This is a genomic window from Streptomyces genisteinicus (genome assembly GCF_014489615.1).
Classification (GTDB): domain Bacteria; phylum Actinomycetota; class Actinomycetes; order Streptomycetales; family Streptomycetaceae; genus Streptomyces; species Streptomyces genisteinicus.
This window is the reverse complement of sequence record NZ_CP060825.1, coordinates 1305927-1322046: the sequence shown is the minus strand read 5'-3', so window position 1 is coordinate 1322046 and position 16120 is coordinate 1305927. Positions and strand designations below refer to the sequence as shown.

At 67.0% G+C, this 16120-nt stretch carries 6 protein-coding genes and 1 pseudogene; 1 reads left to right on the top strand and 6 read right to left on the bottom strand.

The features are described 5' to 3' along the window. Positions 1-56: 56 nt before the first annotated feature. From IAG43_RS05820 to IAG43_RS05795, 6 genes and pseudogenes are all read right to left on the bottom strand, one after another. Entirely contained in the window at positions 57-596 is a 540-nt protein-coding gene (locus tag IAG43_RS05820) for an NUDIX hydrolase (protein WP_246574698.1), read from the bottom strand. A 138-nt stretch (positions 597-734) separates the two neighbouring features. Beyond that, positions 735-1088 (bottom strand): annotated as a pseudogene (locus tag IAG43_RS05815) (ASCH domain-containing protein); the annotation flags it as partial. Positions 1089-1476: 388 nt separating this feature from the next. Next, positions 1477-1665 carry a hypothetical protein gene (locus IAG43_RS05810; protein ID WP_187739686.1) on the bottom strand — a complete coding sequence of 63 codons (189 nt, stop codon included), beginning with the start codon at positions 1663-1665 and terminating at the stop codon, positions 1477-1479. Positions 1666-1919: 254 nt separating this feature from the next. Beyond that, on the bottom strand, positions 1920-2345 hold the full coding sequence (locus IAG43_RS05805; RefSeq protein ID WP_187739685.1) for a hypothetical protein: 426 nt from the start codon (positions 2343-2345) through the stop codon (positions 1920-1922). Between the two features lie 692 nt (positions 2346-3037). Beyond that, positions 3038-3463, bottom strand: a complete 426-nt coding sequence (locus IAG43_RS05800; protein WP_187739684.1) for a hypothetical protein — start codon at positions 3461-3463, stop codon at positions 3038-3040. A 5-nt stretch (positions 3464-3468) separates the two neighbouring features. Continuing rightward, entirely contained in the window at positions 3469-10590 is a 7122-nt protein-coding gene (locus IAG43_RS05795; protein ID WP_187739683.1) for a polymorphic toxin-type HINT domain-containing protein, read from the bottom strand. A 430-nt stretch (positions 10591-11020) separates the two neighbouring features. Between IAG43_RS05795 and IAG43_RS05790 the strand changes: the two genes are divergently transcribed. Beyond that, complete coding sequence (locus IAG43_RS05790) at positions 11021-15895, top strand: FG-GAP-like repeat-containing protein (protein ID WP_187739682.1); 4875 nt, start codon at positions 11021-11023, stop codon at positions 15893-15895. The last annotated feature ends 225 nt before the right edge of the window (positions 15896-16120 follow it).

The following is a 16120-nucleotide window of genomic DNA, read 5'->3' as shown; positions in this document are numbered from 1 at the left end:
GCGCCGCTCACGCCCCCCGTCCGCTCTGCCGTCCGCACACCTCCGCGGGCCCGCGCTCACCCCGCGCCGTGCGCGAGCAGCCGCCGGTACGCCTCCGCCCCGTCGGGCACCCACTCCCACTCGTCCAGGCGCACCGAGAGCTCCGCCTCGTCGAGGAAGCCGTGCCAGGCGACCTCCTCGGCCTGCGGGTCCACGGGCAGGGTGCAGCGCACCTCGTACACCCGCGACCACCAGCTCCGGCCGGGGTCGCCGCCGCCGTCGTAGAGGAAGCCGAACAGCGGTGTGGGCGCGGGCAGTCCGCGCACGCCGAGCTCCTCCTCGGCCTCCCGCAGGGCCGCGTCGTCGTAGCTCTCGCCCGCGCCCACCACACCGCCGACGAACATGTCGTGCAACGAGGGGAACACCAGCTTTCCGGGGGTGCGCCGGTGCACGAAGATCCGGCCCCCGCCGTCCCGGACGAGCACGAAGACGCAGCGGTGCCGCAGCCCCCGGGCGTACACCTCCGCACGCGGTGCGCGGCCGACGACGCGGTCGTGCTCGTCGACGACGTCCAGCACCTCGTCGCCGGGGTCCGCACCCGCCCCGCTCGCCGCCACCGGCTCCCGGGGCGCGCCGCCCGTGCCGGGGCCCTCCGCCTCCGGGGCCGGCCCGTCGCCCGCGGGCCCGTCCAGCCGCTCGACCACGCGGAACCTCTCCGCCACCACCACCGTCGTGTCGTCCACGGTGAACTCCGGGTCGCCGAGCGCGTCGCGCATCTCCTCCGAGTGCCAGAAGCGTTCGTGCCCCGCCCGCCACTCGGCCACCGAGGCGTACCCCTCGCCCTCGTCCAGGGCGTGCCGCAGATCGACCTCGCCGAGCGGGAGCACCCGCACCTCGGTCACCTCCAGGACGGCGACCTCGCGCCCCGCCGAGTCGATCAGCGCCGACCGTTCGCCCACCGGGGGCAGCTCCTCGGCCTCCGCCTCGTACTCGGCGAGCAGCCCGGTCGTCGACACCTTCTCCCCGCTGAGCACCGCGGCCACGAGCCGGTCGCGCAACGGTCCGGGGAAGGCCAGCAGATACGGCTTGAGCGCTTCACGGTTCTCCATGGGGCCGCATTCTGACAGCCGCGCCCCGCACCACGCCGCCGGTGCGGCGGACGCGACGCCCGCGCAACCGCAAGTCCGAAAGTCGGCCTGGCTGCCCTCGACAAGCACGATGACGAGTCCAGTGCCTGGACCATGTCTGGCGGCCATTGCGGTTCCCGGCGAGGGCCGGCCACCAGGATCAGGAATGTGTCGGCGTCGACGACGGTCTGGAGTTCGTGGCGGTTTCCACCACGTCAACCTCTACGCTCAAGATCACAACAGCCCCACCGGAATATGTCCGATGAGGCCACTGCGGCTATTACGCTTACAACGAAGATCCCATTGATGCTGCCTGCCGTCGGCGGCCACAACTTCACTGCTGAAGCAGACCGGACAGAGCAATGCAAGGTCACCTGGGGCGGCTGGCATCCTCTTCATTCCACACCGATATCACATGTCCCTCACCGTACTGCTCGATGACCATCGCTCGGGCCTCACCCGACGACGAAGCCATCAGCCTCAACTGGATTTCCGGTTGACCGGCGATCCGAATGAAGCCGACGTACTCGCGGACCGATCCTTCTGGCTCACTGATCATCACACTTCCCTTGGCGTGGCTATAAAATGAGGCAACTAGCCCTTTGGCAGAATGCTCCGATTGCAGTCCCGGGGCTTTGCAGGGATCCGCTTCATTCGCAAGTGCTTCATCGATAACTCTGGCGAATAACAATGATCGCCCTGAACCCCCTCACCCATGCTCGGGGAAGGGGGTTCAGGTATTTGCCTGGCTCGCAGGCGATTGATAGACGAATCTGTTCGCTCAATGCTGCAAAATTAGCGTTCCCATATTTCCTACGGCAGCGTTTCGCAGATGTCTAGCCACCGCGAGATGGTTGCACGCACTTTGGGGTCAAGAACGTGTGGCCGCATTGCACTCAAAGCGTGAACAATATTCTTCACCCTCCGCAACTCGGCTATCTCGTCAATAGGTCGCGATGGCCAGTTATCTGCGACCCTCGCGGCCTCTTCGGGCGATTTCCCAATCGCCCGAAGCGCATCCTCAGCTACTTGATCCGGGTGCAAAACTTCCTGAACGTCACTGCCCGGATGGCGTCCGTACTCGGAAACCAGGAATGCAAGTCGCATGCACCCCTTCCAAGAGGGCATTACCTGCAGCTTCACGGCTTCCCTCGTCGCTTGCGCGGCCAACAACGAATACTTGCGCCGCATCGAGGTCGACAGTGTGCTGCTGCGCACCCGATCCAGGGAGACCTCCATGAGCGTCTCCCACCAGTAGAACCGGTGATCTGGGGCGGCTGGCTGACGGGTCAACAACCAGCCCCGTCGCGCCTCCTCCCTCAATTCCACCAGATGGCGGAGGTCCTCATCGCTAGGGCCCAACAAGTTCCACGCTCCCGGGGGAGAAATCGATCCCAGCCTGTCGGAATTCTTCAATCCCTAGATTGATGCTGCAGCTGCAGGGGACATAATGACCGCTCTGGTTTGAGATTCTAAGCCCGAAGAACATTCCACCTGCGCCGGCCACGTCTGCCTCGCCCGCCGCAAGTACGTCGTTCTCGAAGGGGGCGCTTTTGTCGCCGCAGTTGTGAAGGAGTACCGGCGTGGCGCCCGCCAGCACATAGTACGTGCGCTGGCAGCCCTTCCTCTAGCTGATTTTATGCAGGTAGAGGAGGGGATTTACGGTCCGGCGGAGTCCGCGGTTGTGCGCCTGAATCCGTGGTTGTTGCCGTCGCCGCTGCCGTCAGGAGCCGGGGTTCTCGGGCAGGGCGGGGATGCGGTCACCGCGCGACTCGGCGACCCGGAGCGCGTCGGCCAAGGCTTCGGTCAGTACTCTGAATCATCTGGAGATCCGACTCCACACCCGCCACTACGCCGAATACAGAGGAGCGTGGATTCTCCCGAATCGCGAGAGAATCCACGCTGCAGCAATCATTTCCCCTGGATCGCGATCACAGACCTCGCGGGGTCCTGAATCCATTGTGCGCGGCGTCTAGCGCGGCCAAGAGATTCTGCGCCTCTACCGATGGAAACTCTGTTGAGTTCTCCTCGTACGCGCGCTCATAGACTTTCCAGGCCTTCCAGCACGGCCTCAGAAGCCGCATCGAGGTTTCCGAGAGCTGCAAGAGCCGAAGAGGATTTTCCTGACCCTTTGCTTCCTCGAAGAACCACGTGCTGAATTCTGCACTATCAGTGATTAGCCTACCGACAGATTGATTGATGGCTGCGGACGTGAAGCGGCTAGACAGAACAATTATTGCGAAATTCTCGACGATCCCACTCGCGGGCATGCGTAGCTCGTCGGGAAGCTCCCAATTATCGGGATCATTCTCTATCCATGCTAGCAATTCCTCATCATCGATAGGCTCGTCTGCCATTTCGCTCACCTCTTACCTCTTGACGCACGGAGCATGAACGCGACGATGTCCTTCGTTGTACCCCCAACCGGAACATTGGGAACACCACCGGCATGGAGCACTGCAGCGCAGTGATGGAAGCAGCTGGCCGTGATCTCGTCGTATGTACCTGTCACGCCTCTGCCGAGCATCACCTCTTGATACGCCATGGCTCCCCCAGGGTTCGGCAAGTCGAAGGTGACAGCGCGAGCCGACTCCGATGCACTCCCAGTAAAGTGCTCCACCTTGATGGGAGTCGGAAGGGACTCACCATTAGGGAGTCGGACTACTCCGCCAACCTGATGGGTACTCAAGGATTCACCCGCAGCTGCTACCTCGACCGACGCGTGACCCCCGTCAAACGTCACGGTTGCCTTGCCTCCGCAGTTGTGAACAAGTACCGGCGTCTTACCTGCCAGCACATAGTACGTGTGGAAGTCGGCGACGGTGAGGTTGCGGACGCTGGAGGTCTGGGTCCAGGCCTGGACCGCGGTGATCTGGACGTGGGTGCCGGCGCTGGTGCGGAGCCACTGGCCGGGCTTGAGGTCCTTGGCGTCGATCCACTTCTTGAGGGCCGGAACCCAGAACGGGTGGCCGTCGGTCGCGGTGATCGGGGCGGAGGCCGTGCCCTTGTCGCCATCAGTGTCGACGGTAATGCGGACGAGGTACTTCTCGCCGTCACCGACGATCGTCGCGGCGACGTTCTTGCCGGTGGTTTCACCGGTCTTCTCGTCGGTCGCCATGACCTTGTCGCCGGGCTTCAGGTCCTTGATCGGCTTGGTGGTGCCGTCGGCGAGGAGCACTTCGGTGTCGGGGGTGAAGCTGTTTCTGATCGGGCAGCTGCCACCTCCGCCACCGTCGGACTTCTTCGCCGCGTCGGCTGCCGCGTCAGCCTTCTTCTCTGCTGCTCTTGCGGCGTCGGCCTTCTTCTCCCAGGCGGCGTAGTCCTCGATGTACTTCGCCATGGCAGCGGCTTCGTCGTCTGCCCGGCGGAGGGTGCGGGTGGCCCAGCGGACCTCCTCCTCCCAGCGGTCGTACATCTTCCAGGCGGTCTCGAGCGCCTTGACGGTGCGCTTGGCCTTGCCCGCGAAGGGCATAGTTGCGTCGAGGGCGAGGGCGCCGCAGGCCCAGACGTCACCGCCGAGGCATGCCTGGATGTCCTCGAACCCGGCGATTCCCTTGGCCACCTCGATGGCGATCTCGAGGATGATGTCCGCTTTGGACTTCTGGCGGATGGAGTTCGCCTTCTTGACGTCGGCCTCGCTGACGGTCGTCGTCGGCGGTGGCGGCGGAGGGGGGACCGTCCCGCCCGCGTTCTCCACGATCTGGTCGAAGGTCTGGCCTTCGGTCTGGACCCTGACCGTGCACGCCTCGTCGGCGCACATCGCCCGGCCGGACGGGTCCGCGAAGGTGATGGGGCTGTTGTTCCCGTACGCGTACGGGTTCATCGTCTGGGACTCGGCGATGTCCATCTGCGGGTCGACGGAGATGAACCGGCCCAGGGCTGGGTCGTATTCGCGGGCGTTGAGGTGGGTGAGGCCGGTGGCGTCCTTGGCGCCGCCCAGATAGCCCTTGTCGTCCGGCCACATCGACGGGGCCGTGCCGCGTTCCTCGCCGAAGGGGGTGTGCTTGCGACGGGTGACCGTCTGCGTGGCGGCGTCGACGGCGGTGGTGGCGGTGCCGTTGCGGTCGCTCAGGAGGTACGACTTCTTGATGGTGCCGCCCTCGGCGACCTTGACCATGGCCGGGCCCGCCGGGTGCGTGTAGTACCGGGTGGTCTTGGCGACGTTGCCGTCGGCGTCGAGCTTGAGCTCGGTACCGGGCAGGTAGAGCGTGGTACCGGTGGCCTCGCGCTCGATGAGGCGGTTGCCGCCCGCGTCGTAGACGTAGGAGGACTCGTCGCTGCCGGCGGTCACCTTCTCCAGGTGGCCTTCCAGATCCCACTGGAGGGACTGGGTGTCGCCCTGGATGGTGCGGGTGGTGGTGTTGCCCGCTTGGTCGTATCCGTAGAGCTCTTCGCGCTGTCCCTGAGGGCCGGTGACGGTGACCTTGTCCAGACGGCTCTTCGTCGGAAGACCGGTTGCGTAGGTGTAGGAGCGGTGGACGTCCTTCGCTGTGTCGCCGAGGGGGTCGTGCTTGGTCTCACTGAGACGGTTGCCCGCGGCGTCGAAGGTGTAGGAGTGCCAGTAGGCGTCCGGTCCGCCGACCGCGGGAGCCGATCCCGGACCGGAGGCTTCCGGTCTCTGTGCGCAGGCGTCGCTCGCCGTCCATGCGTCGGTCATCCGGCGCAGGTGGTCGTAGGCGAAGCACTGGACGTCGGTGGTAGCCGCTGTCGGGTTGTCGCCGGTCTTGTCGGTGATGCGGGTGACGTTGCCGATGGCGTCGTAATCGGTGACCACGTCGTTGAGCGTGATCGTGTCGACCGTGCCTACCACTTGCTGTTGGTTCGTTGTGCGGGTGACCCTGCGCGTCTGCTCATCGAACGTGTTGCTGGTGAACACCGCCCTGCCCGCGGAGTCGACCCGGGTGCGGACGACATCGCCGAGGGAGGTGTACTCGGTGGCCGCGACGAAGGTGTTGCCGTCGACCCCCATGGTGTTGACGGTGTCCAGACCGTTGTAGCCGATGGACACGGCTTCGGAGGGAAGGCCGCCTACCGCAGGATGCGTCGTGCTCTTCGGCAGACCGGTGCGCGGGGTGTACGTGTTGGAGTAAGCGTACGTGCCGGCGAGCTTGCCCTCGCTGGCCGGGATCGTGACCGCCGTCGATGTCGGGCGGTACTCGGTGTCGTAGGCGGTGATCGCCTGGGTGTAGGCGTTGCCGTTGACATATCGGGTCGAGGAGGCTGGCAGTCCCAGGGCTCCCGGGACGGTGTCGTAGGTCTGCGACGTCAGCTTTGTGCCCGAGAGCGAGTCCTCGTGGGTGGCGGTGACACGGCCGAGCGCGTCGTACGCCATGGCGACCGTGCGCCGGGGGCTGCGGCCGTCGGTGACGGTGAGGACGCGGTCGCCCTCGTCGTACGTCATCTCGGACGTGCCCTTGTCGGGGTCGACCAGGGTCTTCACACGGCCGCGCACGTCGTAGGTCTGGGACCAGACGTTGCCGATCTGGTCGGTGACCTTGTCCAACTGCCCCTTGCGCGTGTAGCTGTAGGTGATCTTGTCGTAGGCGCCGGTCGGACCGGAGCCCTTGAACTGCCGGAGTTCGGTCTTGCGGCCGTGGGCGTCCAGGATCGCCATGGTCGGTGTGTCGCCCGCCGGCGGGTCCACGGCGGTCCAGTCGCCGCCGTACGTGGTGGTGGTGCGCCAGGTCTCGTTGCCCTTGCTGCGGGCGATGGTGGCGGTCGGCCGGCCGACGCCGTCGTACGTGGTGACGGTCGAGGACGGAACAGCGGTTTCGGTCGCCGGGAACATGGTGGCCACCGGGCCGCTGTCGCTGTTGTAGTAGCCGGAGTTCTCCTTCCACACCCTGCCGAGGCTGTCGTAGTGGGTGTCGGTGACGACCCTGCCGCCGTTCATGGCCGGGTTCTGGGTCTGGCGGAGACGCAGGGCACCGTCGTAGAAGTCGTAGGAGACGCGGTAGGTGCCGTCTTCCTTCAGACGCTTGTTGGTGATGACCACCGGGGCGTCACGGCCGACTGTGTACTCGAACTCGGCGTCGGGGGTGCTGGTGCGCGAATTGCGGTCCGGGGACCAGACCTTCTTCATCCGCCCGAGCACGTCGTACTGCATGACGGTACTGCGCCCGTTGGCATCCGTTTGGACCAGGGGCAGTCCGCGGCCGGGGTCGACCTCGGTCGTCGCGGTGTGGCCGAGAGTGTTCTTCGTGACCGTCTTCGTCACGACCGAGCCGGAGGCCGGGGTGTAGGTGGTCGTGGTGGTCTTGCCGTAGACATCGGTCGCCGAGGTGATGCGTCCGTAGTCGTCGAAGGTGGCCGTGCCCTGGGTGGTGTACTCCGGGAGGTTCTGGTCGGAGAACCCGGACAGCGACCGGGTCTTCACTACGTTGCCGACGGCGTCGTACTCGACCTTGGCGTCGGAGACGACATTGCCGGGGCCGTAGACGATCGGAGCGTTGCAGGCCGCCGCGACCGTGTGGACACGGGTCTGCTGGGACCGGAACCACTTCGCGGCGTCGTTCAGGTAGTCGAAGCGGGTGCAGGTGTCGTCGTTCGCGTCGGAGGTGTCACCCTTCGACCACGTCCATTCCAGTCGGCCGCCGTCGTCGTAGCCGTGTTCGACAGCGGTCTTCCGCTCACCCCGGTCGTCGGAGAGGATCGTGCGGGACGACGTCGACTTCAGGCCCTGGAACCAGGCTTCGAGGTCGGACGCACCGGTTGCGGAGCGGTCCCGCTTGGCGACGGGCCCCTGCAGGTGAGGCGTGGTGATGGTCGCGGAGTGCAGGCCGCCGTCGACGCCTTCGTAGTAGCGGTTCTCCCGGACCTGGCCGACGAGCATCCGGTGGTCCTTGACGGAGCTCCCGTCGGAAGCCGTGATGGAGACGGACCGGCGTGTGCCGTCGGCCTTGAGGTCACCGTCGAGGCCGCGGTAGTACAGCGTCTCGGTGCGGCTGCGGACGTCCGGGGCGACACCCTGGACGGTGCGGACCTCGCCGTAGCCGCGGTAGACGGACCAGGTGCGGGCGGGCTTGTTGGTGAGCTCGCTGGCGTCGTCGTAGGCCCAGGCCGGGGTGCCGAGGTAGGTGTAGTTGACCTCTCGGGTCGGCGAGGTGCCGTTCTTGTCCTCCTCCCGGACCTGGTCGACGCGGTGCTTGTGGAACCAGTCGGTGGAGTACTTCTTCTTCATCCCCGTGGGGTCGGTGGGGTCGTTGGTCTCCACCACGACGGGGAAGCAGCGCAGTGTGTTGCTGTCCGGCGAAGCAGGCAGCTTCACGGCGCCCGGTGTGCTGGAGCACTCGGTGGGTGCGTACGCGACCACGGTCCGGGCGCCGGTCTCGGTGTTGACCTGGGTGACGCGCCAGCGCAGATAGGGCGGGTTGCCGTCGGTGTCGTTGTCGACCCGGTTGGGCATCTGCTTGCCGATGAAGGTCACCGCGGGCAGGCCCAGCGTCGCGCCGTTCTCGTCGGTGCGCTGGATGCTCTTCAGCCACAGGGGGTACTCGCCGTTGACGGCGCCGTCACCTGTGGACTGGAAGGAGTGGGCCATGGTCCAGGTGTCGACCGGTGTCGGGACGCCGTCCTTCAGGACCTTGGTGGTGATGCTCTTGAGGAGCTTGCGGGTGAAGAACGCGGGCGAGTAGCGGTCGGTGCAGGTCTGGCCGGAGGCGCAGAGCTGGTCGGCCGGAACGTCGGGCCAGTTACGTGCGACCTCGTAGGTGGCGGTGGAGGTCAGCTTGGACTCGGCGCAGTCGAAGGACGTGGTGACCAGGCAGCGTTCGCCGACCTTGTAGGTGACCTCGGCCGGTGCGGGCGCGAACAGATTGTCCGAGCGCAGTCCGTAGGCGACCCGTGTGAGGTAACCGGCGCGGTCGTAGCGACGGGCCGTGGAGGTTCCCGTGGTCGTGACGTTGGAGCCGTAGTAGTTCTGCTCCTTGGCATACCAGTACGTCAGGGCATTGCCGCGGGGGTCGACGACGTAGTCGAGGTTCCAGCGGTAGGTCTGGTCGCAGACCGAGGCGGCGTAGGAGGCGGCGTGGCAGGGCTCGCCCTGGTGGTTGCCGTAGACCGGCACGTTGAGGGCCGAGTTCGTCTCGCCCTTGCCGGCGGCGTAGCCGGGCAGCTGGTTGAGGCCGAAGTGGTACTTGACCCCTTCGGAGTTGGTGACGACCCAGTACTCCTTCTCCTTGTCGCCGTTCTCGGCGCCGGTGAGGAGTTCGACCTTCGAACCGTCCTGGTCGGCCGGGTACCACTTCTTGTCCGCGTCGTTCAGGACGAGCGAGGTGGAGGAGCCGTTGAGGGAGAGCGTGACCATGGGAGGCCCGTGGCACAGGTCACCGGTGGGGTGGGTGGTGGGGTTGTTGAACCCGCTGCCCGCCTTGCGGTCCTCCGCGCAGGACACGAACGTGCGCTCGATGAAGCTGGAGCCGGTGTCCCAGCCGTCACCCACCCATGAGGGCTGCTGTGACGTGGCGACGGTGCGCCCGTCGATGCTGCCCGAGTTGTAGCCGATGGAGACGGCCGGGCCGGGGCCGCCGAGGGAAGCCGGGATCTCCATGGGGTACGTCCAGGAGAAGTCACCCGTCGAGCTGCCGGCCGACCACGAGCCCGTCGGGCTCAGCGAGGTGGCCGTGTACGTGCCCTTGGAGCCCGAGGCCGAAGCCGTCGCCGCCAGAACGACGGCACTGTCCGAACCGGCGCCCCCCGCGCTGCGGCCGGTGGCGCCCGTGGCCGTCGCACGTGCGGCGAAGGTGCCGGTCAGTGTGCCGGTCTCGCTGTCGTTGACGCTGGGCAGCGGTACGGACCCCTGGCACTGAGGCTTCTCCGGGGTCGTCAGCACGCAGGCGGGGCGCTGGCTGAAGCGCAGTCGTGAGCCCCAGTCGCCGCCGTAGGCGTGCGCGAAGGTGCTGTAGTCCAGTTCGACCGAGAGCGGGTGGGTGCCCGTGCCCTCGTCGGTACGCTGCACGGACAGCAACAATCCCTGGACACCGGCCCTGCGGGCCTTGTCCTGGCCGTGGACGGAGACCTTCGCCGTGACGGCCGGGGCGTCGGCGGCAGGCGCGGCCGACGCCTTGGCCACGGCCTTGTTGCCCGGCGCCAGACGCACGGGCAGTGAACCGGCGCGTGCCGACGGGCCGATGGCGGCCGCGGCCTGCTTCGCCGCAGTGCCGCGCGTGGTCTGCGCACTCCCCGTCGCCTTCGGCACCGTCGCCTCGGCCGTCCCCTGCGCGGGCCAACGGACGTTCGGCGGTGCTTTGAGCTCCGCCTTCCCGGTCTGGTCCGGCGCCGCCGCCGGACCCTTCGCGGTCGTGCGTGCCGCGGGGACGTCCGTGACCTTCTGTACCTCGGCCAGTCCGCGCCCTTCCGCCGCCTGCGCGGGCAGCGGGGTCAGCGAAGCCCCTGAGGCCAGCAGTGCCAGCGCGAGCCCGGAGAGTCCCGAACGCCATTGCGCAGATCTATGCCTGAAAAGTCTTCGAGCATGCCAAATCGGCACGTGAGCCCCCACCCCTGGAAATTTGATGATCACGTGAACAGATGCAATGTACGCACGGCTCCAAAGGTCAACAAGAGGTGTCTTGATAGTGGCCGGAAGGAATCGGTCTTTCGGTGGGCAATTCAACACAAGCCACAGGTCAGGAAGTCGCCAGCGCGGTACGGGAGTTCACCCTCAGGTGCTGTGTGTCGCTCGTGGCTGCTACAAAGCACGTTGCACAATTCGTTCACGTCCCGGGAGTCATGGCCGAGGGGGGCTTCCTTCGCCGCAGCCGAGAACGGTGCGGCGGGCAGCTCCCGGGGCGACTTGGTGAACGAAACAAAACAATAGGAACTGGGGCGTATCTCTTTTCATGCGAAAGCTCATTCTGAGACACGGCAGCTCCCGGGGGGGTGCGCGAAGAGCCGTATCGGCCGTCATCGTCACGGCGATGTCTGCCGGTCTGCTCGCTGTCGCGCAGCCGGCGACGGCCGCGGAATCGGTGACGGCCGAAGGCGCGGTCTCCACGTGGTCCGACGCCGATAGCGCGATGGCGGCCAAGGCCCTTGAGGAGGCCGAGCGCACGGGCAAGCCCGTCGAACTGGTGTCCCGTCGCACGGAGACCGACGAGGTGTACATCAACCCGGACGGCACCGCCCGGGTCGACCGCTCGATCCTGCCGGTCCGCGTGCAACAGGGCGGCGAGCTCGTCGACATCGATCCGGACCTGGCGGCGGGCACCGGCGGGCGTCTGGCGCCCAAGGCGTCCGCGATGGCCGCATCATTCTCCGGGGGCGGCGACAACGTCTTCGCCACCATGACGGGCGAAGGCCGGACCGTCACGCTCACCTGGCCGCACGGCAAGCTGCCCAAGCCCACCGTGGACGGCCGGACCGCCACGTACGCCGAGGTGCTGCCGGGAGTCGATCTCACCGCTACCGCCAGTGATGTCTCCTTCTCCCACGCTCTCGTCGTCAAGACGCCCGAGGCGGCCGAGAACCCGGCGGTCCGGACGATCGAGTTCGGCCTGCAGACGAAGGGCCTGCAGGTCACGGAGGGTGCTGCGGGCGAGATACTGGCAAAGACCCCTTCCGGGAACGTGCTCTTCGCGGCACCGCAGCCGCACATGTGGGACTCCGGTGGCTCGGACACCACCACTGCCGTGGACCCCAAGACACCCAAGGCCGCCAGATCGGCCGGCACCCCGTCGCTTCACGACACGCTCGAAGGCGCGGGCGAGGGCAGCAACCGGGCGAAGCTCGGCGTGGAGCTCGACCACGACACGCTCACCCTCACGCCGGACGCGAACATGCTTGAGGACCCCGATACGGTCTTTCCTGTCGTGATCGACCCCAAATGGGCCCCTGATGCCTGGCAGAACGCCTGGTCGGTCGCGTACAAGCACTCCGCCTACCCCGAGACCGCGAACACCGTCTACTACAACGGCGGCACCCTCTCTGACGAGGCGCGTATCGGCGTCTCCATCGACGGCAGCAACGGCGGAACCGTTCGAGCGAACACCTACTTCCGTATCCCCGTCGGAAGCCTCGCCGGCAAGGACATCATCGAGTCCAAGCTGCGTATCAAGCAGACGCATGCCGGTTCCTGGTCCTGCAAATCGGGTGACGTCCAGGTCAAGGCGATCGGCAGCGCACTGCCCAGGAACATCACCTACAACAACCAGCCGTCGTGGGGCGCCCTCGTGGACTCCTCCGGCGAGTCCTTCGGCGGCCGCAACTGTCCGGCCGACTCGGCCAACCTCGTGGAGTTCAACGTCACGAGCGCGATCAAGGACGCCGTCGCGGACACGTGGGGCAGCTGGTCCTTCGTCCTCACCTCGAAGTCGAACGCGGTCGACGTCTCGTGGCGGAAGTTCGACCCGACCTCCGCGCGCGTCTCGACGAGGTACAACACGCTGCCGGCCAAGCCGCAGCTCACCATCGACCCCTCGGTCCCCTGTGCGGGCGGCACTATCGGCAAGACCGACCACGTCACGTTGAGTGCCTCAAAAATCTACGATGCCGAGGATGCCGACCTCGACGTCGAGTTCAGGTACGGCCGGTCCGGCGAGGCGGCCAAGACGGCCAGCGTGAACGCCAGCCGCGGCGGCGTCGCCCAGCTGCGTATCCTCGCGAGCACACTGGGGTCCGCACAGTACTGGTACGAGGCGGTCGTCGAGGACGGCATCGGCAGCAGCCCTCGCGCAGGCCGCTGCTACTTCACCTACGATCCCGAAGGTCCAACGCGGGAACCGAAGGTCAGCTCCACGGAATGGCCGGAGGGCGTGGGCAAGGGCTGCACGGCCCAGCTGCCTGCAGGCACCCCCTGTGCGAAACCCGCTCGGACCGCCGGTACCTTTACATTCCAGGCAAACCCCGCTGCGGGCGAGATCAACGACATCACCGAGTATGTGTGGTGGACCGACGACGACACCAGGGAGAAGTCGGCGAAGCCCGCCGCGACAGGCGGGTCCGTCACCGTCAGCGTCAAGCCGATGGCGAACGGACCCCAGTACCTGTACGTGCGAAGCGAGGACGCGGCAAACAACCGCTCGAACGTCAGGAGCTATCTGTTCAATCCGTCGAGTTCAGGTGAGCGTGACAAGCTGGGCGACCTGAACGGAGACGGCCTGGTCGACCTGGTCACCATCGATCCGGGTTCTGGCACGCTGTATTCCTACGCGAGCCGTGGGGACGGCACTTTCGGCACCGGCCAGGCGGCCAAGGACGAGTCGTTTGCCTCCAGCACTGTCTCCGTCGGCGGCACTTGGAACGACGACGTCTACGAGGACTTCGTTGCGCTTCAGCCGGCTGCCGACGACCCGAGCACCTACGAGCTGTGGGCCTACCTGGGCGACGGCGGCGGCAAGCTCCAGCCCGGAGACGCGGCCCGGCAGCACTTGACGGTGATCAGAGACTGCTACAGCCCAGGCAACCCCGACTGCGACAACCACTGGGCCAAGGGTTCGGAGATCGTCTCTGTGCCGAGTCTCAGCGATGACGACAGCCTTGCCGGCGGTCGGGACGGACAGGTCACGGAGCACGACTACCCAGATCTGCTGGTGAAGGAAGGAGCCAACCTCTGGCTCTACCTCGGGTCCCGCACGGGCGCCCTGGGTGCCCCCATCGCTCTGGGCAACGCCGACTGGCAGGACATGACGATCATGACCCCGGGCGACCTCAACCAGGACGGCCTCCCGGAGATCTGGGCCCGCGACAAGACCAAGGGAACCATCCACCAGTACACCAGCAAGCGGACGACCACGCCCGGCCAGGGCCACGTTCTCGCCGACCTCACCGTCTACGGTGATCCGGCGGTCCGCCAGACGTCCATCGCCACCGGTTTCAAGGCGGCCGACGTTCCGCACCTGTCCACCACGGGCGACTTCGAGAACGACGGCTTCGCCGACCTCTGGGCCCGCGACGGCGCCGGCCGCACCGTCGAGTACCCCGGCCAGGCACCCGTCAACGGCCAGTCGTTCAAGGCCGCCCGCCAGCTCTTCATCACCGGCCACGACTGGGCGGACTGCAAGAGCTTTGCCCCGGCTTCCGGCGCCGACGCTGTCTCGGTCTGCGGGCCCATCCTGGGCAAGTACGAAGCACTCGGCGGGCCTGATGTCTTCGGCAAACCCACCTCCGTCATGACCGCTGTCAGCGACGGCGGACGGTACGTCAACTTTGCCCAGCCCGGTACCACAGCGACCGATCGTGCCATCTCCTGGAGCAGGACCACCGGCGCCTGGGCCGTGAGCAACAGCCTGTTCGACAAGTGGAACAGCACCGGACGGGAGACCGGGGGCCTCGGCTATCCGACATCGGACCCGATGTACACGAACGTCGACGGAGGCAACTACGTCACCTTCAGCAAGGCGGGCAAGCCCAGCGCCATCTACGGGAAGCCGGGCCTGGGTCCCTTCGCCGTCCGGGGTGCCGTCCACCGCAAGTACGTCGCCCTCGGCGGCGTCCGGGAGTTCGGCTACCCGACGGGCGACGAGACTCCGCTCGCAGGGAACGCAGGCCACTACCAGGACTTCCGGCACCTGGTCGCCAGCGGGAGCAACATCTCGTTCTACTGGGACAGCGCCGACGTCGCGGGGGCCTGGCCGGTCGTCGGGACCATCCGCAGCCATTGGCTGAGCGCCGGCGGTCACACCGGCAGCCTCGGATTCCCGAAGTCCCCCGAGTACGAGGTGCTGGGCGGCAGGCGCTCGGACTTCCAGACCGGGTACATCCGCTGGAACCGCGAGAGCGGCCATGTCGCGGGCCACACGTGGACGGCCAGGACAGCGCACCTGCGAACCGACCTCGGCGGTGACTACGACGCGGACGGCCGTACGGACATCCTCACCGCCTACGACTACGAGAAGGCGACCACCGGCCTCTTCGTGGCCAAGGCCGGCAGCGAGGGCGGGCACAATCCGCCCCAGGAGTACTGGAGCGACGAGCCGGGAGATTTCGACTACACCCGCACCAAGTGGGGTTCCGGTGACTTCAACGGTGACGGCCGATCCGATGTCGTGGGCTTCTACGACTACGGCACCGCAGGCGTCGGAGCATGGTCCTTCCTCACCCAGGCGGCGGGTCCGCCGGTGCGACGCAAGAGCGTCGTCGTGCCCACCGGCTGGGACTGGTCCCGTACCACGGTGCTGACGGGCGATGTCAACGGCGACGGGCGTGACGACCTCGTGCTCGTCCAGAACAAGGGCAACGGCGTCACCGGCGTCCACCGGTCGCTCGCGCGGACGGACGGCTCCTTCGAGAACCCCGTCCTCTCGTACGAGTCGCCCGCCGGATACTGGTGGTCGGAGAACGTCCGCTACACCATGGGCGACATCAACGGTGACGGGCGCGACGACATCGTCGGCCTGTACGTCTTCGCCACGGGTGCGGCGGGGCTCTACACCTTCACCGCGAAGGCGGACGGCTCCGTGGACGCCCCGAAGCAGTCGTGGAACGCTCCGGCCGGCACCTGGGACCGCGAGCGGGTGAAAATGACCGCCGCGGACCTGAACAAGGACGGCCGCGCCGACCTGGCCCTCACCTACGGGCACGCCGACGGCGCGTTCGACCTCCGGGTCTTCCACGCCCGTGCCGACGGAGGCTTCGACAGCTTCGTCACGCCGTGGTCCCGCCCCGCCGGCCACTGGGTGGCGGCGAACACCGGCAACCTGGTGCCCGGAGACGTGAACGGAGACGGCCGGGCGGACATCACCCTCTCGTACAACTACGGGACCGGGGAGACCAGGGTCTTCACCTTCCACGGGAACGAGACAGGGACCGTCGACTCGCCCGTTCCCTCCTGGTACGCACGTCCGGGAACCTGGTGACGCCCTCGGCGTCCCGCGCGGTGACGGGTGCTGAACCCGCACCGCACTCCGGGGCGCGGGGGTCGATCCGGCCCCGGTAGCGCCCCGCCGGACGCAGGCCGATGCTGTCGGCCGGTGCGCGCCCGTGTGTGACGTCGGCTCCCACGACCTGATCGCGGTCGTGGGAGCCGACGTCGTCGCAGGAGGACGACGGTGATGTGGTCGCTGCTGACGGTGCGGGGGCCT

Bases quoted from the DNA above. Each gene is read 5' to 3' on its own strand.
- IAG43_RS05810 (WP_187739686.1), bottom strand. From the start codon at position 1,665: ATGATCAGTGAGCCAGAAGGATCGGTCCGCGAGTACGTCGGCTTCATT.
- IAG43_RS05805 (WP_187739685.1), bottom strand. From the start codon at position 2,345: ATGGAGGTCTCCCTGGATCGGGTGCGCAGCAGCACACTGTCGACCTCG.
- IAG43_RS05800 (WP_187739684.1), bottom strand. From the start codon at position 3,463: ATGGCAGACGAGCCTATCGATGATGAGGAATTGCTAGCATGGATAGAG.
- IAG43_RS05790 (WP_187739682.1), top strand. From the start codon at position 11,021: ATGTCTGCCGGTCTGCTCGCTGTCGCGCAGCCGGCGACGGCCGCGGAA.